The 23,362-nt window shown below is 67.5% G+C and carries 26 protein-coding genes and 1 tRNA gene; 13 read left to right on the top strand and 14 right to left on the bottom strand.

Annotation, left to right across the window (positions count from 1 at the left end; genetic code table 11):
* Nucleotides 1-6: 6 nt before the first annotated feature.
* From COC42_RS11715 to COC42_RS11700, 4 genes are all read right to left on the bottom strand, one after another.
* Nucleotides 7-1,497: an MFS transporter gene (locus tag COC42_RS11715; protein WP_096343513.1), complete on the bottom strand. Its 1,491-nt coding sequence runs from the start codon at nucleotides 1,495-1,497 to the stop codon at nucleotides 7-9.
* A gap of 15 nt (nucleotides 1,498-1,512) precedes the next feature.
* Entirely contained in the window at nucleotides 1,513-2,364 is an 852-nt protein-coding gene (locus COC42_RS11710) for an MBL fold metallo-hydrolase (protein WP_096343512.1), read from the bottom strand.
* Nucleotides 2,365-2,377: 13 nt separating this feature from the next.
* Nucleotides 2,378-2,914 (bottom strand): DUF4142 domain-containing protein, encoded by a 537-nt coding sequence (locus COC42_RS11705; protein ID WP_096343511.1) that lies wholly within the window; start codon nucleotides 2,912-2,914, stop codon nucleotides 2,378-2,380.
* Between the two features lie 619 nt (nucleotides 2,915-3,533).
* Entirely contained in the window at nucleotides 3,534-4,145 is a 612-nt protein-coding gene (locus COC42_RS11700) for a TetR/AcrR family transcriptional regulator (protein ID WP_096343510.1), read from the bottom strand.
* 122 nt (nucleotides 4,146-4,267) lie between these two features.
* Here COC42_RS11700 and COC42_RS11695 point away from each other — a divergent pair, with 122 nt between their 5' ends.
* From COC42_RS11695 to COC42_RS11675, 5 genes are read left to right on the top strand one after another with little or no spacing between them, the layout of a single operon-like run.
* A complete protein-coding gene (locus COC42_RS11695; protein WP_245844070.1) occupies nucleotides 4,268-5,497 on the top strand; it encodes an FAD-dependent oxidoreductase in 1,230 nt (409 codons plus the stop codon).
* On the top strand, nucleotides 5,494-6,420 hold the full coding sequence (locus tag COC42_RS11690) for a sugar phosphate isomerase/epimerase family protein (RefSeq protein WP_096343509.1): 927 nt from the start codon (nucleotides 5,494-5,496) through the stop codon (nucleotides 6,418-6,420). The genes COC42_RS11695 and COC42_RS11690 overlap by 4 nt, the downstream gene beginning before the upstream one ends.
* On the top strand, nucleotides 6,413-6,814 hold the full coding sequence (locus COC42_RS11685; RefSeq protein WP_096343508.1) for a C-glycoside deglycosidase beta subunit domain-containing protein: 402 nt from the start codon (nucleotides 6,413-6,415) through the stop codon (nucleotides 6,812-6,814). The genes COC42_RS11690 and COC42_RS11685 overlap by 8 nt, the downstream gene beginning before the upstream one ends.
* Nucleotides 6,814-7,998, top strand: coding sequence for an MFS transporter (locus tag COC42_RS11680; RefSeq protein ID WP_096343507.1), 1,185 nt, complete (start codon nucleotides 6,814-6,816; stop codon nucleotides 7,996-7,998). Before COC42_RS11685 ends, COC42_RS11680 begins: the two co-directional genes overlap by 1 nt.
* Nucleotides 7,999-8,023: 25 nt before the next feature.
* On the top strand, nucleotides 8,024-10,426 hold the full coding sequence (locus tag COC42_RS11675; RefSeq protein ID WP_096343506.1) for a TonB-dependent receptor: 2,403 nt from the start codon (nucleotides 8,024-8,026) through the stop codon (nucleotides 10,424-10,426).
* Nucleotides 10,427-10,648: 222 nt separating this feature from the next.
* Here the strand turns inward: COC42_RS11675 and COC42_RS11670 are convergent, their stop codons facing one another.
* Both COC42_RS11670 and COC42_RS11665 read right to left on the bottom strand, forming a co-directional pair.
* Nucleotides 10,649-11,437, bottom strand: a complete 789-nt coding sequence (locus tag COC42_RS11670) for an SDR family oxidoreductase (RefSeq protein WP_096343505.1) — start codon at nucleotides 11,435-11,437, stop codon at nucleotides 10,649-10,651.
* On the bottom strand, nucleotides 11,434-11,769 hold the full coding sequence (locus COC42_RS11665; RefSeq protein WP_096343504.1) for a nuclear transport factor 2 family protein: 336 nt from the start codon (nucleotides 11,767-11,769) through the stop codon (nucleotides 11,434-11,436). The genes COC42_RS11670 and COC42_RS11665 overlap by 4 nt, the downstream gene beginning before the upstream one ends.
* 95 nt (nucleotides 11,770-11,864) lie before the next feature.
* Between COC42_RS11665 and COC42_RS11660 the strand changes: the two genes are divergently transcribed.
* Nucleotides 11,865-12,755, top strand: a complete 891-nt coding sequence (locus COC42_RS11660; RefSeq protein WP_096343503.1) for a LysR family transcriptional regulator — start codon at nucleotides 11,865-11,867, stop codon at nucleotides 12,753-12,755.
* A 112-nt stretch (nucleotides 12,756-12,867) separates the two neighbouring features.
* Nucleotides 12,868-13,284 (top strand): secondary thiamine-phosphate synthase enzyme YjbQ, encoded by a 417-nt coding sequence (locus COC42_RS11655; RefSeq protein WP_096343502.1) that lies wholly within the window; start codon nucleotides 12,868-12,870, stop codon nucleotides 13,282-13,284.
* Nucleotides 13,285-13,333: 49 nt separating this feature from the next.
* Here the strand turns inward: COC42_RS11655 and COC42_RS11650 are convergent, their stop codons facing one another.
* Nucleotides 13,334-13,645 (bottom strand): ArsR/SmtB family transcription factor, encoded by a 312-nt coding sequence (locus COC42_RS11650; protein ID WP_096343501.1) that lies wholly within the window; start codon nucleotides 13,643-13,645, stop codon nucleotides 13,334-13,336.
* A 130-nt stretch (nucleotides 13,646-13,775) separates the two neighbouring features.
* On the opposite strand from COC42_RS11650, the gene COC42_RS11645 reads away from it, so the two are divergent.
* Complete coding sequence (locus COC42_RS11645; protein ID WP_096343500.1) at nucleotides 13,776-14,510, top strand: SDR family NAD(P)-dependent oxidoreductase; 735 nt, start codon at nucleotides 13,776-13,778, stop codon at nucleotides 14,508-14,510.
* A 424-nt stretch (nucleotides 14,511-14,934) separates the two neighbouring features.
* On the opposite strand, the gene COC42_RS11640 is transcribed toward COC42_RS11645, so the two are convergent.
* Nucleotides 14,935-15,025, bottom strand: a tRNA-Ser gene (locus tag COC42_RS11640).
* Between the two features lie 121 nt (nucleotides 15,026-15,146).
* Between COC42_RS11640 and hspQ the strand changes: the two genes are divergently transcribed.
* From hspQ to COC42_RS11620, 4 genes are all read left to right on the top strand, one after another.
* On the top strand, nucleotides 15,147-15,527 hold the full coding sequence (gene hspQ, locus COC42_RS11635; RefSeq protein WP_096343499.1) for a heat shock protein HspQ: 381 nt from the start codon (nucleotides 15,147-15,149) through the stop codon (nucleotides 15,525-15,527).
* 127 nt (nucleotides 15,528-15,654) lie between these two features.
* Nucleotides 15,655-15,960, top strand: a complete 306-nt coding sequence (rplU, locus tag COC42_RS11630; RefSeq protein WP_096343498.1) for a 50S ribosomal protein L21 — start codon at nucleotides 15,655-15,657, stop codon at nucleotides 15,958-15,960.
* A gap of 24 nt (nucleotides 15,961-15,984) precedes the next feature.
* Complete coding sequence (gene rpmA, locus COC42_RS11625; protein WP_096343497.1) at nucleotides 15,985-16,254, top strand: 50S ribosomal protein L27; 270 nt, start codon at nucleotides 15,985-15,987, stop codon at nucleotides 16,252-16,254.
* Between the two features lie 159 nt (nucleotides 16,255-16,413).
* Nucleotides 16,414-16,953 (top strand): GNAT family N-acetyltransferase, encoded by a 540-nt coding sequence (locus tag COC42_RS11620; protein WP_176484656.1) that lies wholly within the window; start codon nucleotides 16,414-16,416, stop codon nucleotides 16,951-16,953.
* Nucleotides 16,954-17,067: 114 nt separating this feature from the next.
* On the opposite strand, the gene COC42_RS11615 is transcribed toward COC42_RS11620, so the two are convergent.
* Complete coding sequence (locus COC42_RS11615; RefSeq protein ID WP_096344163.1) at nucleotides 17,068-17,910, bottom strand: metal-dependent hydrolase; 843 nt, start codon at nucleotides 17,908-17,910, stop codon at nucleotides 17,068-17,070.
* 44 nt (nucleotides 17,911-17,954) lie between these two features.
* Here COC42_RS11615 and COC42_RS11610 point away from each other — a divergent pair, with 44 nt between their 5' ends.
* The gene (locus COC42_RS11610; protein WP_096343496.1) at nucleotides 17,955-18,530 is read left to right on the top strand and encodes a TetR/AcrR family transcriptional regulator; all 576 of its coding nucleotides are present in this window, start codon (nucleotides 17,955-17,957) and stop codon (nucleotides 18,528-18,530) included.
* Nucleotides 18,531-18,572: 42 nt separating this feature from the next.
* Here the strand turns inward: COC42_RS11610 and urtE are convergent, their stop codons facing one another.
* The 5 genes from urtE to urtA all read right to left on the bottom strand — a co-directional run bounded on the left by urtE (nucleotide 18,573) and on the right by urtA (nucleotide 23,248).
* On the bottom strand, nucleotides 18,573-19,283 hold the full coding sequence (urtE, locus tag COC42_RS11605; RefSeq protein WP_096343495.1) for an urea ABC transporter ATP-binding subunit UrtE: 711 nt from the start codon (nucleotides 19,281-19,283) through the stop codon (nucleotides 18,573-18,575).
* Entirely contained in the window at nucleotides 19,280-20,035 is a 756-nt protein-coding gene (locus COC42_RS11600; protein WP_096343494.1) for an ABC transporter ATP-binding protein, read from the bottom strand. Before COC42_RS11600 ends, urtE begins: the two co-directional genes overlap by 4 nt.
* Nucleotides 20,032-21,054, bottom strand: coding sequence for an urea ABC transporter permease subunit UrtC (urtC, locus tag COC42_RS11595; protein WP_176484655.1), 1,023 nt, complete (start codon nucleotides 21,052-21,054; stop codon nucleotides 20,032-20,034). Before urtC ends, COC42_RS11600 begins: the two co-directional genes overlap by 4 nt.
* Nucleotides 21,047-21,931 (bottom strand): urea ABC transporter permease subunit UrtB, encoded by an 885-nt coding sequence (urtB, locus tag COC42_RS11590; protein ID WP_096343493.1) that lies wholly within the window; start codon nucleotides 21,929-21,931, stop codon nucleotides 21,047-21,049. The genes urtC and urtB overlap by 8 nt, the downstream gene beginning before the upstream one ends.
* A 102-nt stretch (nucleotides 21,932-22,033) precedes the next feature.
* On the bottom strand, nucleotides 22,034-23,248 hold the full coding sequence (gene urtA, locus COC42_RS11585; RefSeq protein ID WP_096343492.1) for an urea ABC transporter substrate-binding protein: 1,215 nt from the start codon (nucleotides 23,246-23,248) through the stop codon (nucleotides 22,034-22,036).
* Between the last annotated feature and the right edge of the window lie 114 nt (nucleotides 23,249-23,362).

Raw genomic sequence — 23,362 nt, 5'->3', positions numbered from 1 at the left:
GCTTGTTCACTGTTGCGACTGGCGCAGGCGGGCGCGAAGGCGCGCGTCGCGCAGCAGCGTGCCCGGCAGGTCGGTCGCGCCTCGCAGGCCCGCCACGGTCGAGATGTTGCGGATCGATCGCCGCGCCTCGGCCAGCACCTGATAGGCCATGGCGCGCCGGTCGATCTCGCCATGCTCCTCGACCAGCGACAGGCGATGCATGGCGTAGAGGCCGATCAGCCCGGCAATCAGAAAGTAGAAGTCCCAGCGCGTGAGGATCAGCGGCAGCGAAAAGACGCCGTTCGGCCCGCTCCAGCGCAGCACCAGCTCCAGCCGTCGTTCGACGAAGAACTGGGCGAGCAGCCCGCCAAGGAGCGGCGCGGTGCCCGCGGCGATCGCCGTCACCGTGGCGCTCGCCGCGACATAGGCGGTGGCGGCGCCGCGCGGCGACAGCTTGAGCGCGATGTTGGTGCTGGCCAGCGTCGCCCCGGCGATCGCTGCACCCATGATCGCATGCAGCGCGACCAGCCAGATCCGCACCCACTCGCGGTCGCCGATCTGCGACGCGCCGATCATCGCGACGATGGCAAGGATGTAGACGGGGGCACACACCGCCAGCACCGACTTGTTCGCGAACCGGTCGCTGAGCGTGCCCCAGGTGCGCAGCGCCGCCAGATTGGCGACCTGGCTGGCGACGCCGAGCAGCATCACGAAGCTGAGGTCGAAGCCAAGCTGACGGACGATGAAGACCGTGAAAAACGGCGTCGCGAAATTGATCGCGAACTGCCAGCTGGCGATGAAGCGCAGGAGCCGCCGGAAATTGGCGTCGGCGAGCGGCAGGCGCAGGAGGGCGATCAGGCTGACCGGCCCTGCCGAGGGCGGCATCGCCGGCTCTGGCATTATCGCCACGACGGCGGCGCTGACGAGGCCCGTCGCGCAGCCCGCCGCGAACATCACCGCGAAGACGAGATTGCGCGCATCGGTGCCCGGTTCGGTCCATTCGAGCGCCAGCGCCGCGACAAGCCCGAGGACAAGGCTGATCCCGCTCAGCCACAGCGTTCGCCGCGCGAACACCGATCCCAGCCGGTCGTCGGGCGCGAGGTCGCGGATCCACGAGTTCCACGCGCAGCTTCCGACCGCGCCGAACCCCGCCAGCACGACCTGCGCCGCGACGAAGGTCCAAAGGCCGATCGCGCCGCCCCAGAAGGCGGTGAGCGCCATTAGCGCGAGCATTGCCCGGCCGATCAGGCTGGTCACGACCGCGATCTGCTTTCGCGATCGCCACCGCTCGACCACGCCGATCGCGGGCAGCTGCAACAGCTGCGCAAGGAAGGGTATGCTGGCGAGCAGCCCGATCATCGCCGCCGATGCGCCGAGGTGCAGGGCAAAGGCATTGAGAACGACGCCGCTGGTCAGCGCTGCCGTGCCGCCCGAGAACGCCGCCTCCATGACGAGGATGCGCAGGCCGCGCTCGCGCGTCGCGGAATCGATCTCGGCGAGCGGCGCGAAGCGCTTCATCGCCGCCCGACCGATTCATAGCGGGTGTCCGGCACGGCATCGCTCATATTCGACGGGGTCGTGGGCACAGGTGATCGTCACCTCGCCCGCGCGGGCGATTGACAGGTCGCGCAGCCGCGCCTGATTGGCCATCCGTGCATCGGCATCGACCTGCATCAGCCGCTGATAACCGCGCAGCCCCGGGGTGCAGCGCCGCCGTGCGCTCCGCATCTCGCCGCGATAGAAATAGGCGTCGCCCGCATGGAGCAGCCAGCCGGCTTCCCCCCGGATCGCGACGCCGGCATGGCCCCAGGTGTGGCCGGGCAGCGGCACCATCAGGATCTCGGGCGGCAGGCCGTCGAGGTCGCGCACCGCCTCGAACCCGAACCAGTCCTCGCCGCGCGCCGAATAGCGTCGCCACTGGGTGAGGTTGGCGAACTGCGGCGGCCGCCAGCGCGCGTCGGCGACGATGCCGTCGCGTGGGCCGGTCGCATCGGCATATTCGCGCGCCATTACGTGGATCGTGGCGTTCGGAAAGTCTTGAAGTCCGCCCGCATGGTCGAAATCGAGGTGCGTCAGCACGATGTGCCGCACATCGGCTGGGTCGAGGCCCAGCGCCTCGACCTGCCGCCGCGCCGTTTCGGCCTCGCGCAGCTGGATGTTGAGCATCGCGCGCCAGGCGGGCGAGATGCGCGGCTCGGCCGGATCGTGCGGGTGCGCGACGTCGTGGAGGCCGAAGCCGGTATCGATCAGCACCAGGCCATGCGCATCGGTCTCGATCAGCAGGCAGTGGCAGACGAGCTGCCCGAACGGGCCGAGGCTCCGCCCGTCGAACAGCGCGCCGCCGACCGGACAGTCGGTCCCGCAATTAAGGTGGTGGATGCGCATGGCCCGGCCGCGTTCAGGCGCCGCCGCCGCTGGCGAGCCGCTGCGCCTGATCGAGGTGTTGCTGGACGATCGGCACGGCCGAGGCAGCCGACGCCTTCAGCTCGGCCTTGTCGCCGCCCTGCGAATAGGCGGTATGGAGGTCGAGCGCGGCGCGGTGCGCGGGCACCTGTTGCCCCAGATAGATGCGGTCGAAATCGGCACCCGACGCGCGCTCGAGCTCGCGGATCGACGCGGTGGCGCCAGCCTCGAGACGCGGCGGCGGCGGGGTCTTGACCTTTGCCGCGCGCGCCGCGGCAAGTGTCGCGGCAGTCGTCTTCTGGTGATGATCGATCAGCATCTGCGCGAACTGGCGCACTGCCGGGTTCTGCGCCTTGCGCACCGCGATGCGGCTCGAGTTGATCTCGAACAAGTCGCTCTGGCCCGCGGCCGCGACATAGGCGGGCGCCTGGCTCTTGGCGGCGGCGGGGGGCGGAGGCGGCGGCGTCTGCGCGGGCGCGGCGACGGCACCGGCGAACAGACAGGCGGCGGAGAGGAAAGCCAGTGTCTTCATCGTTGAGGCTCCTGGGTTGCGGATCCAGCGGCGCGGAACGGCCCACGCCGCAGCAAGCCCTCCACAAACCCGCGAGCCCGGCAAAGGATCGAGGTTTTTCCGCTTTTATTTCATCAACATAGGTTACGTAGATATGGACAGCCGCCCGGTCGAGCGGGAGCCAGCCCGGCAGCTATAGTTTGCCGTTGCGCGAGCGATCCGTTTGCGCCGTGCATGCGTCTCGGCGGAAGCGCGCTATTTGTAAGCCGTCCGGCATCTCGACAGAGCCTGCAATCGACGACGGTCACGAGCGGGCAATCGGCAGTCCGAGCCAGGACGACCGTGGTCCCGATGGCCCGCGAAGAACGGTGCAAAGATGCAATCGCGGTCGCCTGCCCCACTGAATTTCAAACAGCCGGGACCAGAGACCGACGAGTATTCTGACGCAATGTGCCGTCGGAGGTCAGCCCGAGACGTCGCTTTGCGATCTTGGCGACGTCGGTCGTCGGGGTAGCGTCGCGGAGCGACGCGCCGGTCGCTTCGTGCTGTTGTCGTGGACGGTCTCGCGTGCAGGGGCGAGCCTGAGGAACAGCGTCTCGTTTAGCGCCTCATCGCGAATGCGCCTGTCGAAGCTCCACATCTATCCATTGATCGCTGCGTGCACGGCCACCGTGATTACGCGGCGTGCAACGTCGTCGCTTGCGAGCGTGTCGGGCACGAACTCGGACACCATCTGCCGCTTGCGCAGCGTGGCAAAGCCGTAGATCGAAGACCATAAGGCGAGCACGCGGATGGCGAGTTCCGCCTCGTCACAATCGGGCAGCGCGGCGCGCAGCGGCTCGGTCAGCGCGGCCTGGCCGATATGCTGGTAGTCGAGGAGGGCGGGATCGATCGACGGGCTGGTGAGCTCGCTTTCGTACATCAGCTCGGCCAGCCGCGGGTGGGTGGTCACGAAGTCGAGATAGCCGAGGCCCGCGCCGATCAACGCCTCCTCGGGATCGTGCGCGGATGCGTTGATCGCGCGCGCCGTCGAAAACAGGTCGGTGTAACCGTCAATCGCGATCGCCAGCAGAAGCGCGCGGCGGTCGGCGAAGTGGCGATAGGGCGCCCCCGCCGAAACGCCGACCGACTGGGCGAGCGTACGCACCGACAGCGAGTGATAGCCGTGCGCCTCGACATAGTCACGGCCCGCACGAACCAGGTCGCCGCGCAAATCCTCGCGATGATAGGATTTTTCCGCCTTGCTCGCCAATCGGCTTCTCCCTGTCGAGCTCCTGCCTAGCCCGCAACAATGCCCTTGCCAACAATGTAATCGCCGCTTACAAGCAATGTAAGCACGGATTACATGGTGTGCAGGCAGAGGCGAGGATCCGGATGGCCAAGGGGCGGATTGCGATCATCGGCGCGGGACCGGGGGGCATGGCCGCAGCGCTCGCGGCGCTTCGGGTCGGCTTCGGTGTCCAGCTGTTCGAGCGCGCGCCCGAGGTTCGGGCTGCCGGCAACATCCTCAATCTCTGGCCGCCGCCGCAAAAGGTGCTGAAGCTGATCGGCGTCGATACCGACGATCTGGGCGCGCCGTGCCATGCGTATTTCCACAACGCCAAGGGCCGCCTGCGCGCCGATGTGCGCCTGCCGGATGAGGTCGTGGCCGAGTACGGCGGCGGGTTCATCGGCCTGCTGCGGTCGGGGCTCTACAACCGGATGCTCGACGCGGTGCCGCCGGGCGTGCTGCGGCTCGGCCGCGACGTCGCGCGCATCGACGATCATGGCGACGGCGTTCGCCTGACCTTCAGCGACGGGGCGGTCGAGGAGGCCGACGTCGTGATCGGCGCCGACGGCATCAACTCGTTCGTACGCCGGCAATTGTGGGGCGAGGAGCCGATCCGGCGCCAGTTCCTTCACCTCGTCGGTGGCTATCTCTTCCTCGACGAGGCGCCCGAGGGCGTCGGCATCCTGTCGCACGACCGCACGACTCAGGTCAGCTACACGCCGATCCGCCACGAGGGGAAATGGGGATATGAATGGTGGGTGCTCGAGGCGTTCAGGCCCGACGACCCGCTGCCCACCGACCTGGTCGAGTTCTGCCGCGTTCGCGCGCGCGGCTTTCCCCAGCGGGTGCGCGATCTGATCGAGGCGACGCCTCCCGAGCATATGCAGCGCTGGGAGATCCGCGACCGCCCGCCGCTGAAGCAATGGTCAAAGGGGCGCGTGACGCTGGTCGGCGACGCCGCGCACCCGACCTCGCCCTACGCCGCCTATGGCGCGGGCATGTCGATCGAGGACGGCTATTTCCTCGCGCGCGAACTTGACGCGATCGACGTGCGCGATGCCGCAGCGGTCGCCGGCGCGCTCCAGCGGTACGAGGATCGGCGCAAGCCGCACACGTTCAAGGTGACGCAGGGCGCCTACTTCACCGGACGCATGTTCCACCACCTGCCGGCGCCGCTCCGGCCGCTGCGCGACTTCGTCTTCGACCACACGCCCTTCCTCCAGAAAATGGTCGGCGACGACATGCCCGTCCACATCCTCTCGCAGCTGGCCGAGATCGAGGATGCCGAGCCCTTTGTCCCCGTCCACAAGCGCATGAAGGAAGCGGCCGAATGAGCGGCGCGTTCAAATATGGCGTGTCGCTCTACAGCTACACCGACGACCTCGGCACTGTGATGACGCTGGAGGATGCGTTCGGCCACATCGCCGACGCACACGCGACGGGGATCGAGCTGCTCGGCGAGGCGAACCTGCCCGACTATCCCGAGCTTTCGACCGCGTGGCTCGACCGCTGGTACGGCCTGCTCGACGGGCACAGGCTGGAGCCCACCAGCTTCGCCTGCTGGATCGATACCGAGGCGTCGCGATCGCGCGAGCTGACGGTCGAGGAGGCGGCGGCGCAGCTCTGCCTCGACCTCGACCTCGCCAAGCGGCTGGGCTTCCGCTTCGTGCGGCCCAAGTTCGGCGTGATCGACGACGAACTAACCCCGCACCCGGTCTGGGAGGAGGCGGTCGAACGTTCGCTCGACCTTGCGGCCAAACACGACATCGTCATCATCCCGGAAATCCACGCGCCGACGCCGATCCGCCATCCGGTGGTGGAGGCCTATGTCGACTTCATCCAGCGCACGGGGACGAAGCATTTCGGCCTGCTGATCGACACGGGCATCTTCCAGGATCGCCCGCTGCCCTTCTGGCAGCACGAGACGCCCGAGATGCGCGAAGGGGCGATGAGCTTTCTCAACGGTATAAAGGTGCCCGTCGAGCAGCTGGCCGAGGTGATCGACCATGTCCCCTTCATCCAGGCCAAGTTCCACCACATCGACGAGACGCTGCACGACCACAACATCCCGTGGGAGCGGATCGTGCCGATGCTCAAGTCGCTCGGCTACTCGGGCTATCTGTCGAGCGAATATGAGGGCGTGCGCGACCCTTGGGTCGCGGTCGAGCAGGTCCGCCGCCAGCATGCGCTGATCCGCAAGCTCGAGCGCGAATACGACGCCGCTCACGCCGGCCAGGGGGAGCAGGCCGATGCTTGAGCGCAGCCATATTCAGAGCAGCGGCTTTGACAACGTGTCCGAAGGGGGCGCCGTCACCGGTTTTCGCGTCCGCCTGCGCCAGCCCAACTACCGCGGTACGCGCGTGTCGCTGGTCGAGGGGATCGACGTCACCGTCGATGGCGAAGCCTTTCCGGCGGCACGCAACCGCTATCGTATCGGCGGCGGCGACTATGCCCATGGCGAGCTCGAAGGCTTACTCGACCTACGCTGGCCGGTCGGCACGACGATCGACGTGATGGTGCCGCGCCCCGGCGGCCTGACCCCCGGCGTCCATCATGTCGAGACGGTCGTCTGGTATCACCATCCCTATTTCCCGCCGCAGTTCCGGCCGATCCCGGTCCGCGACGGCCGGCACGCGACGATCATCCTGTGATGACGCCGCGCGGCAGCACGGTACGGCGGCAGGCCGGCGTCGCGCAGGGCGTGACGGTGATGTTCGCCGCCTTCCTGCCGATCCTCGCGATCGTCGGGCTCGCGCCCGCGGTGCCGAACATCATCGCCGCCTTCGCCGACGTGCCGGGCGCGGCGACATTGGTGCCGCTCGCCGTCACCGCGCCGGGGCTGATGATCGCGCTGTTCTCGCCGCTGATGGGCTGGCTGGCCGACCGCTACGGCCGGCGCAAGCTGCTGCTGGCGGCAACGATCGTCTACGGCGTATTCGGTCTCGTCCCCTTCTTCGTCGGCTCGATCGAGGCGCTGATCGGCTCGCGCCTGCTCCTCGGCATCTGCGAGGCGGCGATCCTGACCGTCACCAACACGCTGATCGCCGACTATTTCACGCATGACCAGCGCCGCGGCTGGCTGACGTTCCAGGGCGTGATCGGCCCCATCTTCGGCACCGGCACGGTCTTCCTGGCGGGGTTCATGGCCGCGCAGTCGTGGCAGCTGCCGTTCGCGATCTACGCCGTCGCCTTCCCAATCTCGCTGTTGATGCTGTTCTTCCTCTACGAGCCCGATGTCGCGGGCGAGGTGGCGGCAGCGGCGGCGCCGGCGAGCGCGTTTCCATGGGGCCGCCTGGCGATCTGCTGCGGCTTCACGCTGTTCGCGGCGGCGCTCTACTATGTCTACATCGTCCAGGTCGGCCGCGCCTTTACCGAGGTCGGGGTGGTCGATGCCGGGCAGATCGGCATGCTGATCTCGATCGCCAGCATCGGCGTCGTCATCGGCGCGGTGCTGTTCCAGTGGATCTCGAGCCGGCTCGCTTCCGACAACCAGCTGCTCGTCTTTCTCGGTCTGCTCGGGATTGGCCTGATCGGCATCGGTCTCAGCGACGGGGCGCAGATGATGACGCGCTTCGCCTTCGTCCAGCAACTGGGGGCCGGCATCCTCATCCCGGCGCTCGCGCTCTGGACGATGGCGCAGCTCAGGCCCGAGCATCGCGGGCGCGGCATGGGGATCTGGAGCGGCTGCTTCTTCCTCGGCCAGTTCGTCAGCCCGCTGATCATGACCGCGGCCGAAAGCACGTCGGGCTCGATCCGCGGCGCCTTCGTGATCCTTGGCGCGGTGTCGGTCGCGGGGGCGCTGTCGACCCGGCTGATGGCAAAAACCATTCGATAAAACAACGACCTGGAGGGGATAAGACATGAACCGGACGACCAAGTGGCTGGTGTCGAGCGCGACACTGGCGTTGACGATCGCGTGCGCGCCCGCCGCCCTCGCCCAGGCGGCGGCAGGGCAGTCGGCCGTCGCCACGACCCCGACAGCCGATCCCTCGACCACCAGTCCCGTCACCAGCCAGCAGGCGGTGACCGAGGACCCCGGCGACATCATCGTCACCGCGCAGCGCCGCAGCGAGAGCGTGATGAAGGTGCCCGTCAGCGTCACCGTCGTCGGTGCCGAAACCTTGACGAAGAACGGCATCAACGACCTGCGCGCCGTGTCGAAGCTCGCGCCCAGTCTCCAGCCGGGACAGGACAACCAGTTCTCGATCCGGGGCATCGGCACCGCCACCTTCGCCGACACCGTCGAGGCGAGCGTAACGCAGGTCATCGACGACGTGGCGCTCGGCAGCCGCTACTTCGCAAGCGCCGGCTTCTACGACATCGAGCGGGTCGAGGTGCTCAACGGGCCGCAAGGCCTGCTGTTCGGCAAGAACGCCTCGGCCGGCGTCGTCAACATCACCACCGCCGCGCCCAGGATCGGCGAGGCGAGCCTGTCGGTCGACCTGGAGGGGACGAGCCGCGCGCGCGACGGCAGCGACGGACTCGGCATTCTCGTGCGCGGCACCGCCAACCTGCCCGTCGGTGACGACAGCGCGCTGCGCATCAACGCGATCTACAGCAGCCAGGACGCGATCACGCAGCTGCGCTCGACCGGCACCGGCCGCGCCGAGAACGACGTCGGCCAGCGCGCCTTCCGCGCCAAGTTCCTGACCAAGCCGACCGACAACCTGTCGATCTACCTGATCGGCGATTACGGCAAGTTCACCGGCATTTCAGGCACGTTCGACTTCACTTATCGCTCGCTCGGCGGAACCAGCCAGTACCCCGCGATCCTCGCTGGCGCCGGCGTCACGCCCAGCGCGCGCAACCTCAGCTCCGTCGTCGATTCCGAATATTATCGCGACCTCGAAACCGGCGGTATCCAGGGCAAGGTCGCCTATGCCTTCGATTCGGGGGTCGAGGTCAGCAACATCGCCGCGTGGAAGACCTACTCGCTCGGCCAGAACTTCGACTCGGACTTCACGCCGGTCGATTTCTTCAACGTCAATCGCAGCACCAGCAGCTACGACCAGTTCTCGAACGAGCTGCGCGTGACCCTGCCGGCGGAAAACCGCCTGACCGGTCAGTTCGGGCTCTACTACTTCTACTCGAGGAACAATTTCACCAACGAGCGCGCCGGCAGCAGTGGCCTGCCGGGCTTCGTCACCGGCGGTTTCCCCTTCTGCGTCGGCGCGACGCCCGCTGCCGGCCCGCCGCCCGCCTGCAACGTCAGCAATCGCGCGTTTCTCGGGCAGGACAGTGCCGGGCGGAACACAAACGAGAGCTTCGCCGGCTTCGGCCAGTTCACCTATGCGCTCTCCGACACGCTCAAGGTCATCGCCGGCGGCCGCGTGACGCGCGACAAGGTGACGCTCGACTTGATCGAGAACGTCAATCCGTATTTCGTGACGCTGGGGGTGCCGGGCAACCGGTTCTCTGGCAGCGACAGCAATACCAATTTCAGCTGGAAGCTCGGCCTCGACTGGCAGCCGACGCCGACGACGTTGGTCTACGGCTTTTACGGGCACGGCTATAAGGGCCCGGGCTTTTCCAACGCATCGCCCGCGCCCGGCGCCGACCTGGGCGTCTCGCCCGAGATTTCGAAAGGTGGCGAGGTCGGTTTGAAACAGGCGCTGTTCGATCGCCGCGTCAACCTCAGCGTCTCGGCCTTCTACACGAGGTTCGAGAATCTGCAGGTGCAGGCGTTCGACGCCGCGCTCCAGACGATCGTCCTTCAGAACGCGGCGCAGGCAACGACCAAGGGCATCGACTTCAGCGCACAGGCGCGGGTCGCCAAGGGGCTCACGCTCTCGGCGAGCGGCACGCTGCTCGATGCCAAGTACGACAGCTACCCCGGCCGCCAATGCTATCCGGGGCAGACGACGCCGAGCTGCGCGATCAACGGCACCTTCGACGTGTCGGGCCGGCAGGTGCCGCAATCGGCGCGCTTCACCGGCGTCCTTTCGGCCGATTACGAGGTTCCGCTGACGAGCGATCTTCGCGGTACGATGGGCGGCAACTTCTATCACCGCTCGCCCCTGCTCAGCGAATATGCGCCGGGCGCGACGATTCCCAGCTGGAACACGTTCGACGGCAACATCGGCGTGCGGGGCGATCAGTGGAACCTCTCGTTGTTCTGCAAGAACTGCTTCAACGAGGTGCGCCCCGTGTCGATCGAGGTCGAGGCGGGCGACGGCATCAACGCCGGCGCGCTCACCTATATCCAGCGATGGAGCTACGACTCGGTGCGCACCATCGGGCTGCGGCTGGGGCTTCAAATCTAGGCGGAAGGGGCCGGGCGTTCACGCCCGGCCTCGTCGGGACGCCCAAGATTCTCGAGCCTTCGTGATGGCTGCGAGCGGCGACACGATCGTCACCCGCACCGTCGCGAAATGAACAAAAGTGCGGGTCTGCGGAGCAGTTCGCCCTTGCCAAATTTCCGCAGCGGAGCTGCCCAGTCACGGCGCAGGGTGCGTAGCGACCGGGCAGCTTTTCCGGCAGGACGTTCAAACGGTTCGAACCGTTCCACCGTCGATGATGAACTCGGCACCGTGGATCGCCGCTGCGCGATCCGAGGCCAGATAGGCGATGAGATCGGCGACCTCGTGAGGCTCGGCAGCGCGTCCGATTGGAATGCCGCCGAGACCATCGAGGACCTGCTGCCGCGCGTCCTCGATCGTGCCGCCGGTCGCGCTGCGAAGTCGCTCGAGGAACTCGCCGGCCGCCTCGGTCATGATCCAGCCGGGGGAGACGGCGTTGACCCTCACGCCTTTCGGACCGATCTCCTTTGACAGCGACTTGCTATAGGTCCTGAGCGCCGCCTTCGCGGCGGCATAGGCGGTCGTCGATTCAGGCAGCGGCAGGATCGACTGGATCGAGGTGACGTGGACGATGGTGCCGATCCCCCGGTCGATCATCTGCGGGACCAGCAACCGGTCGAGCCTGACGGCGGCCAGCAGATTGAGGTTCAACTCGGCCAGCCAGTGCGCGTCGGTGAGCGCGGCGAAACCGCCGCCGGGCGACGACGATCCGCCCACCACATGCGCGAGGATGTCGATCCCGCCCATGCGGTCGAGCGCCGCGTCGGCGAGCGCTTGCGTGCCTTCCGCGGTCGTGAGGTCCGCCTGGACGAAGATCGCACCGTCCAGCGGCGTCGCCTCGCCGCGGGCGCCGGTGATGACCTGGGCTCCCCCGGCCACGAAGCGCTCCACGGTCGCGCGGCCCAGGCCCTTCGTGCCGCCGCTGACGAGCACCCGCTTGCCGAGGAACTCGGCGGCATCGATTGCGGCGGTCACTGCGTGATCTCCAGCGCCGCGACCGCATCGTTGCGCAGCGTAAAGCTGTAGGCAAAGCGCAGTGGGCTGCCCGGAAAGTCGCCGTGCGCCGGGCCCTCGACGACCACCTTGCCGTTCTCGTGCCGAGCCGTGTCCGGCGTGAAGATCGCCCTCACCGGAACGACCTCTACCTCGAACAGGGTGCGCAGTTCGGCGTGGCCCTTGAACTCTTTGCCGATCCCGACGTCGCGGACGACAGCGTCTGGAGCAAAGGGGCGTACCATGCCGTCCACGTCCAGACGGGCGTTTGCGGCGATATACTCGGCGATGGGTTTGGGAAGTTCGATCGTCATTGCTCGGCTCCTTGACGGGACACGATCAATCTAGCGATAGAATTCCTGGTGATAATCGTGACAAACCGGAACCTGACATTGCGAAAAGCAGGATAATGGCTGTAGATGGCCTGAGCGAGTTCGATGCGGTCCTCGCCATCGCGCGGCGGGGATCCTTCCGTGCGGCAGCACTGGAACTCGGCCTATCGACAACGGCATTGAGCAACCTGATCGCCAAGCTCGAGCGACGCGTCGGCGTCCGGCTGTTCAATCGCACGACCCGCAGCGTCTCGCTGACCGACGCGGGGCTGACCTTTGTCGAGCAGATCAGGCCCGCGGTCAGGGCACTGCACGACGCGATGAGCACCGCGCGGTCGCAGGTAGAGACGCCATCGGGCACGCTGCGCATCAACGCCTTCGCCGCGGGCGCCCGCGAAGTGCTGCGCCCGCTGCTTATCCGGTTCCTGAAGCGCTATCCGCAGGTCCACGTGGATCTGGTCACCGAGGGGCGGATCGTCGATATCGTCGCGGCGGGCTTCGATCTGGGCCTTAGACGCGCGGACCTCGTGCCGAGCGACATGATCGCCATCCCGGTCGGGCCGCCCCGGAGCTTCGCGGTGGTGGCGTCACCGACCTATTTGGAGGCCCATGGCGAGCCCCGAGTACCCCCCGATCTTCTGCGGCACGCCTGCCTGCGCATCCGGTTGCCGAACGGCGCGCTGCACCGTTGGCAGTTCCAGAAGGACGGCGAGCCGGTTCAGATCGATGTCGAAGGCCCGATGACCCTCGACGAAGCCAGTCTCGCGCGGATCGCGGTACTGGAGGACATGGGGATCGGCTATTTCATGGAGTCCGACGTGCACGACGACCTCGACGCGGGCCGGCTCGTCCGGGTTCTTCAGGAATGGACGCCGCCGCTCGCGCCGCTGAGCCTTTACTATCCCAGCAGGCGCAATCCTTCTGCCGCTTTCAAGGCATTGATAGAAATGGCACGGGAGGTCGTCTGAGCAATCGTCGCTAACGCGCGACGCAGCGGGTCGCACAAGCGGCGACAACGACGAACGCCTGAAGTGCATGGCGGCGTCCCCCCGAACTTCAGCAACCACTTTCGGAGCTCCGATGCGCCAATCATCCACGATCCTCACCATCGACACGCGCGGGCAAGGCCTTTTCGAGGTCACCGATCGCGTGTCGGCATGGCAGCGTATACAGGGCATCGACACGGGCCTGCTGACGGTCTTTTGCCGACATACCTCGGCGTCACTGCTGATACAGGAGAACGCCGCCCCCGAGGTTCGCGGCGACATCGAGCGCTACTTCGCGCAGATCGCGCCGGAGAGCGACGCCTATGCGCATGACGATGAGGGGCCGGATGACATGCCCGCGCATCTGCGCACGGCGCTGACGCAGGTCCAGCTGACGATCCCGGTGATGCAGGGCGAGCTGGCGCTGGGAACGTGGCAGGGCATCTATCTCTTCGAACACCGCCGCCGACCCCATCGCCGCCAATTGGCGCTGCATCTTTTCGGTGAATAGTCGATGTTCTGGCAGCGCCCAGTGAACGAGCGGCTTTGACGGTCGTCGATCAAGATGAGGTGTTGGCCAGCACCGCATCGAGCAGACCCGGGAATCGCCGGTCGAACTCGTCGCGGCGCAGGGTGTTGATCATCTCGCGCCCGGCCTGCGCGGTTTCAATCAGGCCGGCCGCGCGCAGCAGCTTGAGGTGGTTCGACAGCGTGCTCTTGGGGATCGCCTCGCACGGCGCCGCGTCGCTGCAGCTCAGCCCTTCGGTTGACGCGAGGCGCGCGACCATGCCCAGCCGGTTGGGATCGGCCAGCGCGTGCAGCGCCAGGTCGAGCGGCACGTCCTCTAACCGGGGATGGGTAAAGCGCGGCATGCCGCAGATATAGGCAACGCCGCAAAATTTAATAGTTCGGGAATATTGAACTGTTGAACCGACGTGCCATCTCCTGGCCGGCCGACAGCGAACGACGCCGTGATCGCGGGCAACAATTAGGAGATAAACCATGTCACTTCAGGGCAAGAAGGCGCTCGTCACCGGCGGATCGCGCGGAATTGGCGCCGCGATCGCCAGGCGACTGGCCGCCGAGGGCGCGACCGTCGCGATCACCTTTGCCGGGAACAAGGCGGCCGCCGACGCGACGGTCGCGGCGATCGAGGCAGCAGGCGGCACTGCCTTTGCCTTTCAGGCAGACGCGGCCGATCCGGCATCGCAACGCGCCGGCGTCGATCAGGCCGCCGCGGCACTCGGCGCCATCGACATCCTGGTCCACAATGCCGGCGTCGCCGAATTTTCGACCGTGTCCGAGGATACCGACGAGACGTACGAGCGCCAGTTCGGCGTCAACGTGAAGGGCCTGCACGTCGGCACACGCGCGGCGTTGCCGCATCTTAACGACGGCGGCCGGATCATCCTGATCGGCAGCATCTCCGGCGAGATGGCGTTCCCCGCGACCGCGGTCTACAGCGCGACCAAAGCGGCGGTGGCCGCGCTGGCGCGGGGATGGGCCAAGGATCTCGCGCCGCGCGGCATCCTCGTCAACACGGTGCAGCCGGGGCCGATCGACACCGATATGAACCCCGCCGACAGCGAATTTGCGGGTCAGTTGCTGCAGGCGATCCCGCTCGGCCGGTACGGAAGGGTCGAGGAGATTGCCGGCGCGGTCGCCTTCCTCGCCGGACCGGATGCGAGCTACATCACCGGCACGACGCTAAACATCGATGGTGGCACAGCCGCCTGAGGATCGAAGACTGGCGCCTCCCGGCTTTCGGGAGGCGTCGCTTTGAAGGATTAGCGGCCGCCAGCTCCGGAGATCAGAACGCGGATACGCGGCAGACCCGCCTTTCGCCCGAAGCCCGACGTTCGTTCATCGTAAGACTCGCCGGCTTCCGGGCAGCCGACTTCGCAGCGAAAGCGCCCGACCTCGGAGCGGTGCCGTCGCTCCCCTTTTTGCAACCGAGGCTGCGATCGCCGCGAGAGCGGGCTGTCAGTTCCGAGGGTGGCGTGGTCAACCGACCAAGTCGACGGCCCGCAGGATCGACGTGCATTCGCGCGCAATCCGCACCCGCCTTGCGTGAGGCTGGGCAAGACGAGGCGAGCTGAAGGGGAAAGAGCACGCGAAGCTGCGGCTTGCGAGACAATGCAAGATGGGTGAGATGAAAAGTTGGCGGAGAGGGTGGGATTCGAACCCACGGTACCCTCGCGGGTACGCCGCATTTCGAGTGCGGTACAATCGACCAACTCTGCCACCTCTCCGCAGAGGTTCCGTGTGGCCGCACATGACGGCCCGTCGGTCGGAGCGGGGCCGTTAGCGCAGGCGTCCGGTGTACGCAAGCCCCTGCTTGTGCGAGCGCGAAACGACACTAAATCGATTGCTATGGATCGCCTTGAAACCAATACGCTGCCTCTCGACCCGGACATCGCCCTGCCCCCGATCGCGCATGCGCGCTTCAACGTCGGCGATGTGGTGAGGCACCGGCTGTTCGACTTTCGCGGCGTGGTGTTCGACATCGATCCCGTCTTCGCCAACAGTGAAGAGTGGTACGACGCGATTCCCGAAGCGGTGCGCCCGCGAAAGGATCAGCCCTTCTACCACCTGCTCGCGGAAAACGGCGAATCAAGCTACGTCGCCTATGTCAGCCAGCAGAACCTGATCGAGGACGAGAGCGAGGAGCCGGTGGAGCACCCCGCGATCGGCGGCCTGTTCGACCGGGTCGCAGGGAATCGCTATCGGCTGAAGTCCGTTCATCGCCACTGATCGAAGGCGGTACTTTCGCCCGATCGGCGGTTGACAGAATCGGCATCGGGGCATAACGGACGCCTTCCCTCTCGCACGGCCATGTGGCCGGGGCGGGATATCGTATTGCTGGAAGAGATTTAGGGCCATGTTCGCAGTCGTGCGCACGGGCGGCAAGCAGTATCGCGTTGCCGCGGGAGACAAGATCGTCGTCGAGAAGCTCGGCGGCGAGGCCGGTGATTCGGTTACGCTGAGCGACGTGCTGCTCGCCGGCGAGGGCGCCGACCTCAAGTCGGTGGCCGGCCTGACCGTCGCCGCCGAGATCGTGGCGCAGGCGAAGGGCGAGAAGGTCATCGTCTTCAAGAAGCGTCGCCGCCACAATTATCGCCGCAAGAACGGCCACCGCCAGAACCACACGATCCTGAAGATCGTGTCGATCGGCGACGCGGCCTGATTTAGCGGCAAGGAGACCCAGACAATGGCACATAAGAAAGCTGGCGGCTCGTCGCGCAACGGTCGCGATTCGGAGAGCAAGCGCCTTGGCGTGAAGAAGTTCGGTGGCGAGCACGTCATTCCGGGCAACATCATCATCCGCCAGCGCGGCACGAAATTCTATCCGGGCGCCAACGTCGGCATCGGCAAGGATCACACGCTGTTCGCGCTGACCGAGGGTCAGGTCGCGTTTTCGAAGGGTCGCCTGGGGCGCACCTTCTGTGCGGTCCAGCCGATGGCGGAAGCCGCCGAATAATCGGGTAACCGGATGGGTTGCCCAACGCGGGCAGACCCGGGTTCCGGTTTCGGAACCAGCCAGAGGAAGGGAGACGGGTCCGCCCCGGCTCCCTTTTTTCTTGCTCCCCTCGCCCCCGCCCGCGCCGCGACGGCGTGCGCGCAACGAGGAGAGCTCGCGATGTTCATTCGTACCCGGCGCCTGACGCTCCGCCCCGGCTGGCGCGAGGATGCCCCCGCCCTCGCCGCCGCCATCGCGCACGAGGCCGTCGTGCGGATGCTCGCGCGCGCGCCCTGGCCGTACCGGCTGGACGATGCCGAGGCGTTCCTGGCGCTCCCCAGCCGCATCGACGAGCCGAGCTTCCTCATCTTCGAACATGTCGGCGGCGAGGCGGCACTGGTCGGCGGCATCGGCGTCCACCGCGACGAAGCGGGCGAGCGCGAGCTCGGCTATTGGCTGACGCCCCCCGCCTGGGGCCGCGGGCTGATGACCGAGGCCGCGGGCGCGGTGGTGGCCACGCTGTCGCAGAGCCTGCGCCTCACCCGCCTCGTCTCGGGCCATTATCTCGACAATCCGGCCTCGGGCCGGGTGCTGGCCAAGCTCGGCTTCGTGGCGACCGGTGAGGTTCGCGTGCGGCAGTCGATCGCGCGCGGGGCCGAGGTGGGCTGCGTCGTGATGGAATGGCGGGCGCCGACGACCGAGGCAGCGCTCGCGGCCTAACCTTGCTTCGTCACCCCGGACTTGATCCGGGGTCCCGCTTCTTCTTCCCTAATCGCGCGAAGACGGAAGAAGCGAGACCCCGGGTCGAGCCCGGGGTGACGTCTACTCAATGGGTCAAGCCACCCGCGCCATCGCGAACTCGCTGTCGACCCGGCCGATCAGCGCGCGGTCGTCGTGGTTCCAGGGGTGGAAACCCGGCAGGAAGAAGGTCGCCCACGCGCCCATCACCTTGCGCGCCATGCCCGGCCGCCCGAACGCATAGCCGAGCACCCGCGCCTTCACCCGCCAGCCGGTCAACCCGTCCTGTTCAAGCAGGTCGAGGATCCCGATCCAGCGTCCGACCAGGAACTTGCGCGTGACGGTCAGCATCACCAGCGTCTTGATCCACCAACGCCGGAACCGCGGCCAGTCGCGCGTCGCGTGAAGCCACGTGTCATAGGCGACACCCTTGTGCTCGATCTCCTCGATCGCGTGCCAGCGCCACAGGTCCGCCGCCTCGCCGTCGCCGCCGGCCAGGTGGCGCGGATCGGCGACCAGCTCATGCGCGAGAATCGCGGTGAAATGCTCGAGGCACATCGTCGCGGCGAGCGAACCGATCGGCGGCTTGTCCTTGGTCAGCGCGATCTCGTCATCCACACGCTTCTCGAGCCGCGAGGTGTCGTAGCCCTGGTCGGTCACGTGCCGGTTGAAGGCGACATGCTCGCGCGTGTGGATCACTTCCTGCTTGATGAAGGCCTGGATCTCGGCGGCGAGGCGCGGCGGGGCGCCCTCGCGGAAGTGGCGCACGCTGTCGATGAAGAAGGCCTCGCCCTTCGGAAACGTCACCGACAGCGCGTTGTAGAAGGCGGTGGCGATCGGATCGCCGTTCAGCCACCAGCGGTCGGGCCGACGCGCACGGCCGAAGCGGCGATCGCGCGGGGTGATGGTGAGGTCGGCAGGAGTCTTTGCGTTCGCCATCATAATCCTCCAGATTGCCCGAAATCTGGATGTTACTTACACCAATGTCAATAGTTGCTCGCCGCCGTCTTTCTCCCGAAGCCTCGCGCGATACCGCGCTGCAGGCCGCCCGCGACTTGTTGATCGAGGCGGGGCCGCAGGCGGTGACGCTGAAGGCTGTGGCGACGCGGATCGGGCGGACCCACGCTAATCTGCTCCATCATTTCGGCTCGGCCTCGGGCCTGCAAAAGGCGCTGGCCGGCAGCATGGCCGAAGCGATCACCGCCAAGATCGGCGCCGCGGCGCTTCGCGCACGCGCGGGCGAACAGGAACCGCGCGAGGTCGTCGACCTTACCTTCGATGCGTTCGATACCGAGGGGGCGGGCGCACTCGCCAGCTGGATGATCCTGACCGGCAACGAGGACGCGCTGGACCCGATCCTCGAGGCGATCCACCGGCTGGTCGACGAGCTGGCCGACGTGGCGAGCCCCGGCAAGCCGATCCACGCCGACACGCTGCACCTCGTCCTGCTGGCGCTGGGTGACGCGCTGCTGGGCGGATCGATGACCCGCGCGCTCGGCCTGCCGCGCGACACCGCGCGCCGGCTGGCGCTGGAGGCGCTGGTGCGTTCGCAGGGTTGACCTAGTGCCGCGCTGTCGGTTGCGAACCGGCGCGCGGCCCCGTCAGATCTGGACCAGCTTCGCGACCTCAGCCGCCGGATCCTCGGCGACCTTGCCCGCGCGGACGATCCGGCCGCCCTGCATCGCGACATAATCGTCGGCGAAGCGCCAGACGAAATCGAGATACTGTTCGACAACAAGAATCGTCATGCCGAGCGTGTCGCGCACATGGGCGAGCGCGGCCTCGATCTGCTGCACCACATTGGGCTGGATACCCTCGGTCGGCTCGTCGAGGAGGAGGAGGCTCGGCTCGCCAGCGAGCGCGCGGCCGATCGCCAGCTGCTGCTGCTCGCCGCCTGACAGGAAGCCGCCGGCGCGGCCGCGAATGTCGTAAAGCTTGGGGAACAGGTCGAAGATATGGGCCGGCACCCCGCCCGTGCCGCGCCCGCCGCGCGCCGACAACCCGGTCTCCAGATTCTCCATCACCGTCAGCTGCGGGAAGATGTGCCGCCCCTGCGGCACGAACCCGATGCCAGCGCGCGCGCGCCGCTCGGGCGGCAGCGGCGACAGGTCCGTACCGTCGAAGCGGAGCGACCCCGCGCTCGCCAGCCGCGTGCCCATTATCGCGTGAAGGAGCGTCGTCTTGCCGACGCCGTTGCGGCCGATCAGTGCGGTTGCCCGCCCCCGCATCAGGTTGAGGTCGACGTCCCACAGCACGCGGCTGCCGCCATAGCCGGCGCTCAGCCCGGCGATCTCGAGCAGCGCATCGGTCATGCCGCATGGCCCAGATAGACCGCGGCGACCTGGGCATCGGCGCGCACCTCGGCGATGCTGCCCTGTTTCAGGAAGCGGCCCTGATGCATCACCGTGACCGGCGCGCCGAGCTGTTCGACGAAGCTCATGTCGTGGTCGATCACCAGCACGGTGCGATGGGGGCCGAGCGAATGGATGAGGTCGGCGGTGCGGCTCGTCTCGGCGGGTCCCATGCCGGCGGTGGGCTCGTCGAGCAGGATCAGCTCGGCGCGCGTCGCCAGCACCATCGCGATCTCCAGCCACTGCTTCTCGCCATGCGCGAGCGTGCCGGCGGGCACGTCGGCGCGCGCGGTCAGGCCGACGGTTTCCAGCGCCTCGTCCACGGCCGCGCGCTCGGCAGGGGGGATGCCGGTGCCGAGCGCCTTCCACCACCGCCGGTCGCGACGCGCGGCGAGCGCGAGGTTGTCGCGGACGCTCAACGTCGGCAGCACGCCCGGCGCCTGGAACTTGCGACAGATGCCGCGCGCGACGATCGCCTGTTCGGGCAGCGCCTGTATCTCCTCCCCGCGAAAGATCACGCGGCCTTCGCTGGGTCGGACACGGCCGATGATCGTGTCGCACAGCGTCGACTTGCCCGCGCCGTTGGGGCCGATCACCACGCGCCGGTCGCCGCGGTTGAGCGTCAGGCTGAAGCCGTCGAGCGCCTTGAATCCGCTATAGTCGACGGTCACGCCATCGACCGCGAGGAGGAGGTCGGCAACCGCCTCGCTCACGCCGCCCGCCCCTTGAGGAGGCCGGCAAGGCCGTTCGGCATCAGCGTGACGACGAGGATGAAGAGCGCGCCCATGCAATAGAGCCAGAGCTCGGGAAAGGCGCTCGAAACCGCGTCGCGCGCAAGGTTGACCGCGAGCGCGCCGACGATCGCGCCGGCGAGACTGTAGCGCCCGCCGACCGCGACCCAGATCACCATCTCGATCGACGGCACCACGCCGATCAGCGCGGGCGAGACGACGCCGGCATGAAGCGTGAACAAGGCGCCCGCGATGCCGGCGAGCAGCGCGCCGATCGCGAAGGCGACGACCTTGAACGGCACCGGGCTATAGCCGAGGAAGCGCACCCGGTTCTCGCCGTCGCGCGCGGCGCGCAGCAGCATGCCGAAGCGGGAGGCGGTGAGCCAGCGCAGGCCAACAAAGGCCGCGCACAGGATCGCCAGCGTCAGCCAGTAGAGGCCGACACCCGTTCTCGGGCTGGCAAGGCCGAAGCCGAGGATCGAATAAAAGTCGGTCAGCCCGTTAAACCCGCCGGTCGCGTCCTGCTGGCTGATGATGAGCGTCGCGAAGGCGAGCGCCAGCGCCTGGGTGATGAGCGCGAAATAGGTGCCGCCGACGCGCCGGTGGAACACCGCCCAGGCGAACAGCGCCGCGACCAGCGTCGGCACGAGGATCGCCGCGGCGATCGCGAACGTCGCGCTGCCGAATGGCGCCCACCAGAGCGGCAGCGCCTCGCGGCCGCTCCACACCATGAAATCGGGCATCTCGCCCGCTGGCAGATCGGCGAGCTTCATGTGCATCGCGATCGCATAGCCGCCGAGCCCGAAGAACACCCCCTGCCCCAGGCTCAGGATGCCGCCATGCCCCCAAACGAGCACGAGCCCGAGCGCGAGGATCGCCATCGCCATGAACCGCGCGAGGAGGTTGAGGTCGTAGCCGGACAACGCCGCCGGCGCAGCGGCGGCAAGGGCGAGAAGCAGCCAGGGCAGTCCCCGGCGAAGGATCGCGGGCACCTCAGGCATCGAGCTGGCGCGTCCGGACCGCGACGACGCCCTGCGGGCGGAACTGGATGAACAGGACGACGAAGACCAGCAGCAGCATCTGCGACACGCTGACGTCGACGAACAGCTGCGCGAGCGCGGCAAAGACGCCCAGGATCACCGCCGCCGCGGTCGTACCAGTGATGCTGCCGAGGCCGCCCATCACCACGACGAGGAAGGCAGGGATGATGTAAGCCTGCCCCACGCTCGGCGTCACCGGCCCAAGCAGCGCGAGCATCACGCCCGCCAGCCCCGCCACGCCCGAGCCAAGGCAGAAGACGGCGAGATCGACGCGGCCGACCGCGATGCCGGTGGCCGACGCCATCATCCGGTCCTGATTGACCGCACGCACGAGCAGCCCGATCCGCGTCTTGAGAAGGATGAGCGCGAGCCCGCCGAGCACCGCCACCGCGACGCCGATGATGAACAGCCGCGCGGTCGGAATGACGACGCCGGCAAGCTCGACGCTTCCCTCGAGCCAGGCGGGTGCGCGCACCTCCACCCCCACCGCCCCGAACAGGTCGCGCGCCGCCTGCTGCAGGACAAGGCTGACACCCCAGGTCGCGAGCAGCGTGTCGAGCGGCCGCGCCGACAGGCGGCGGATCAGCACCGTCTGGATCACCCCGCCCATCGCCGCCGCGCCGACAAAGGCGACCGGCATCGCGATCAGGATGCCCGCCGCGCCCGGCACCACGAGCAGCGTCGCCCAAGCGAGATAGCCGCCGAGCATCAGCATCTCGCCATGCGCCATGTTGATGACGCGCATCAGCCCGAACGACAGGGCGAGCCCGAGCGAGGCGAGCAGGTAGAGCGAGGCGAGCGAGACGCCGTTGAACAGCTGGTTGAGGAACAGGTCCATGATGGGTCTAGGTCCGCGCGGAGCCAGGCACTTCGATACGGGCTTCGACAGGTTCAGCCCTGCTCAACACGAACGAGTTGGTGGTCACGGCGCGAGCCCGCCTCAAAGCGTGCAGGTTTTGCCGGGGAAGGCGAGCGCGTCATAGGGCTGGGGCGGGATGTCGGCGCCGCTGTCCGACACGATCTCGAACTGGCCGTCGGCCTTCAGCCGGCCGATATAGGCCTTCTGCACCAGGCTCTGGTTCGCCGCGAAGCTGACCGTTCCCATCGGCGTGGGAAAGCCGCCGAGCGATGCCGCGGCCTTGCGAACCGCGTCGGGCTCGAAGCTCTTGGCCTTCTCGACCGCCGCCTTCCAGGCATAGACGTCGAGATAGCCGTGAACCATCGGGTCGGTGATCGCGGCGTCGGCGCCGAACTTCTTGCGATAGGCCGCGATGAACTTGGCGTTGGCGTCGCCGGGCAGGCTCTGGAAATAGTTCCAAGCGGCATAGCTCCCCTCGACCAGCTGCGCGCCCATCGCCTGCGCTTCCTGCTCGCCGATCGAGAAGGACATGACGGGCAGGACCTTCGGCCCCAGCCCCGCCGCGGCGAGCTGCTTGAAGAAGGCGACGTTGCTGTCGCCGTTGAGCGTGTTAATGACGATCGCGGGCTTGGCCTGCCTCAGCTTGGCGATCACGCCCGAGAAATCGGTGCCGCCGAGCGGGACATAGCTCTCGCCCAGCACCTGCATCCCGCCCTTTTCGATATGCTTCTTGAGGATGAGATTGGCGGTGCGCGGATAGACGTAGTCGGAGCCGATCAGGAAATAGGTCTTGTAGCCTTGGGCGGCCGCCCATTCGAGCGCGGGCAGCGCCTGCTGGTTGGGCTGTGCGCCCGAATACATAATGTTGGGCGAACATTCGTTGCCCTCGAACTGGACCGGGTACCAGAGGAGGTTCTTGGTCCGCTCGAACACCGGCAGCATCGCCTTGCGGCTGGCGGAGGTCCAGCCGCCGAACACCGTCGCCACCTTGTCGCTCTCGATCAGCTTCGAGGCCTTTTGCGCGAAGGTCGAGGGGTCGCTGGCACCGTCCTCGACGACGGCATTGAGCTTCTTGCCGAGCACGCCGCCGGCCGCGTTGATCTCCTCGATCGCCAGCATCTCGGCATTCTTCACCGTGATCTCGCTGATCGCCATCGTGCCGGTCAGCGACTGGAGCACGCCGACCGCCACCGTGTCGCCCGACCCTGCCGCCCCGCCGCCGCCCTCGCCCGAGCAGGCGGAAAGCGCCGCCGCGGCAACCGAAGTGGCGAGCAGAAGCAGCTTGTTACGGATCATCGCGGTCGGTCTCCCCATCATCGGCGGGACGCTATGGGAGGGCAGGCGGCGCCCGTATGCGTCATTTGACGTAGCGTTGCCGGGGTCGCGGCGCTGCTAACTTCGCGCCCGGAA

This window comes from Sphingomonas spermidinifaciens, from assembly GCF_002351485.1.
Taxonomy (GTDB): Bacteria; Pseudomonadota; Alphaproteobacteria; order Sphingomonadales; family Sphingomonadaceae; genus Sphingomonas; species Sphingomonas spermidinifaciens.
The sequence above is the reverse complement of the archived record's forward strand: the minus strand, read 5'-3'. Positions and strand labels throughout refer to the sequence as shown.

Coding starts and splice junctions, on each gene's coding strand:
- hspQ (WP_096343499.1), top strand. CDS start 15,147: ATGGATCGCCTTGAAACCAATACGCTGCCTCTCGACCCGGACATCGCC.
- COC42_RS11620 (WP_176484656.1), top strand. CDS start 16,414: ATGTTCATTCGTACCCGGCGCCTGACGCTCCGCCCCGGCTGGCGCGAG.
- COC42_RS11715 (WP_096343513.1), bottom strand. CDS start 1,497: ATGAAGCGCTTCGCGCCGCTCGCCGAGATCGATTCCGCGACGCGCGAG.
- COC42_RS11685 (WP_096343508.1), top strand. CDS start 6,413: ATGCTTGAGCGCAGCCATATTCAGAGCAGCGGCTTTGACAACGTGTCC.
- urtA (WP_096343492.1), bottom strand. CDS start 23,248: ATGATCCGTAACAAGCTGCTTCTGCTCGCCACTTCGGTTGCCGCGGCG.
- COC42_RS11610 (WP_096343496.1), top strand. CDS start 17,955: ATGTCAATAGTTGCTCGCCGCCGTCTTTCTCCCGAAGCCTCGCGCGAT.
- COC42_RS11650 (WP_096343501.1), bottom strand. CDS start 13,645: ATGCCGCGCTTTACCCATCCCCGGTTAGAGGACGTGCCGCTCGACCTG.
- COC42_RS11690 (WP_096343509.1), top strand. CDS start 5,494: ATGAGCGGCGCGTTCAAATATGGCGTGTCGCTCTACAGCTACACCGAC.
- COC42_RS11680 (WP_096343507.1), top strand. CDS start 6,814: ATGACGCCGCGCGGCAGCACGGTACGGCGGCAGGCCGGCGTCGCGCAG.
- COC42_RS11695 (WP_245844070.1), top strand. CDS start 4,268: ATGGCCAAGGGGCGGATTGCGATCATCGGCGCGGGACCGGGGGGCATG.
- COC42_RS11655 (WP_096343502.1), top strand. CDS start 12,868: ATGCGCCAATCATCCACGATCCTCACCATCGACACGCGCGGGCAAGGC.
- rplU (WP_096343498.1), top strand. CDS start 15,655: ATGTTCGCAGTCGTGCGCACGGGCGGCAAGCAGTATCGCGTTGCCGCG.
- COC42_RS11665 (WP_096343504.1), bottom strand. CDS start 11,769: ATGACGATCGAACTTCCCAAACCCATCGCCGAGTATATCGCCGCAAAC.
- COC42_RS11645 (WP_096343500.1), top strand. CDS start 13,776: ATGTCACTTCAGGGCAAGAAGGCGCTCGTCACCGGCGGATCGCGCGGA.
- rpmA (WP_096343497.1), top strand. CDS start 15,985: ATGGCACATAAGAAAGCTGGCGGCTCGTCGCGCAACGGTCGCGATTCG.
- urtB (WP_096343493.1), bottom strand. CDS start 21,931: ATGGACCTGTTCCTCAACCAGCTGTTCAACGGCGTCTCGCTCGCCTCG.
- COC42_RS11710 (WP_096343512.1), bottom strand. CDS start 2,364: ATGCGCATCCACCACCTTAATTGCGGGACCGACTGTCCGGTCGGCGGC.
- urtC (WP_176484655.1), bottom strand. CDS start 21,054: ATGCCTGAGGTGCCCGCGATCCTTCGCCGGGGACTGCCCTGGCTGCTT.
- urtE (WP_096343495.1), bottom strand. CDS start 19,283: ATGACCGATGCGCTGCTCGAGATCGCCGGGCTGAGCGCCGGCTATGGC.
- COC42_RS11660 (WP_096343503.1), top strand. CDS start 11,865: ATGGCTGTAGATGGCCTGAGCGAGTTCGATGCGGTCCTCGCCATCGCG.
- COC42_RS11615 (WP_096344163.1), bottom strand. CDS start 17,910: ATGGCGAACGCAAAGACTCCTGCCGACCTCACCATCACCCCGCGCGAT.
- COC42_RS11675 (WP_096343506.1), top strand. CDS start 8,024: ATGAACCGGACGACCAAGTGGCTGGTGTCGAGCGCGACACTGGCGTTG.
- COC42_RS11705 (WP_096343511.1), bottom strand. CDS start 2,914: ATGAAGACACTGGCTTTCCTCTCCGCCGCCTGTCTGTTCGCCGGTGCC.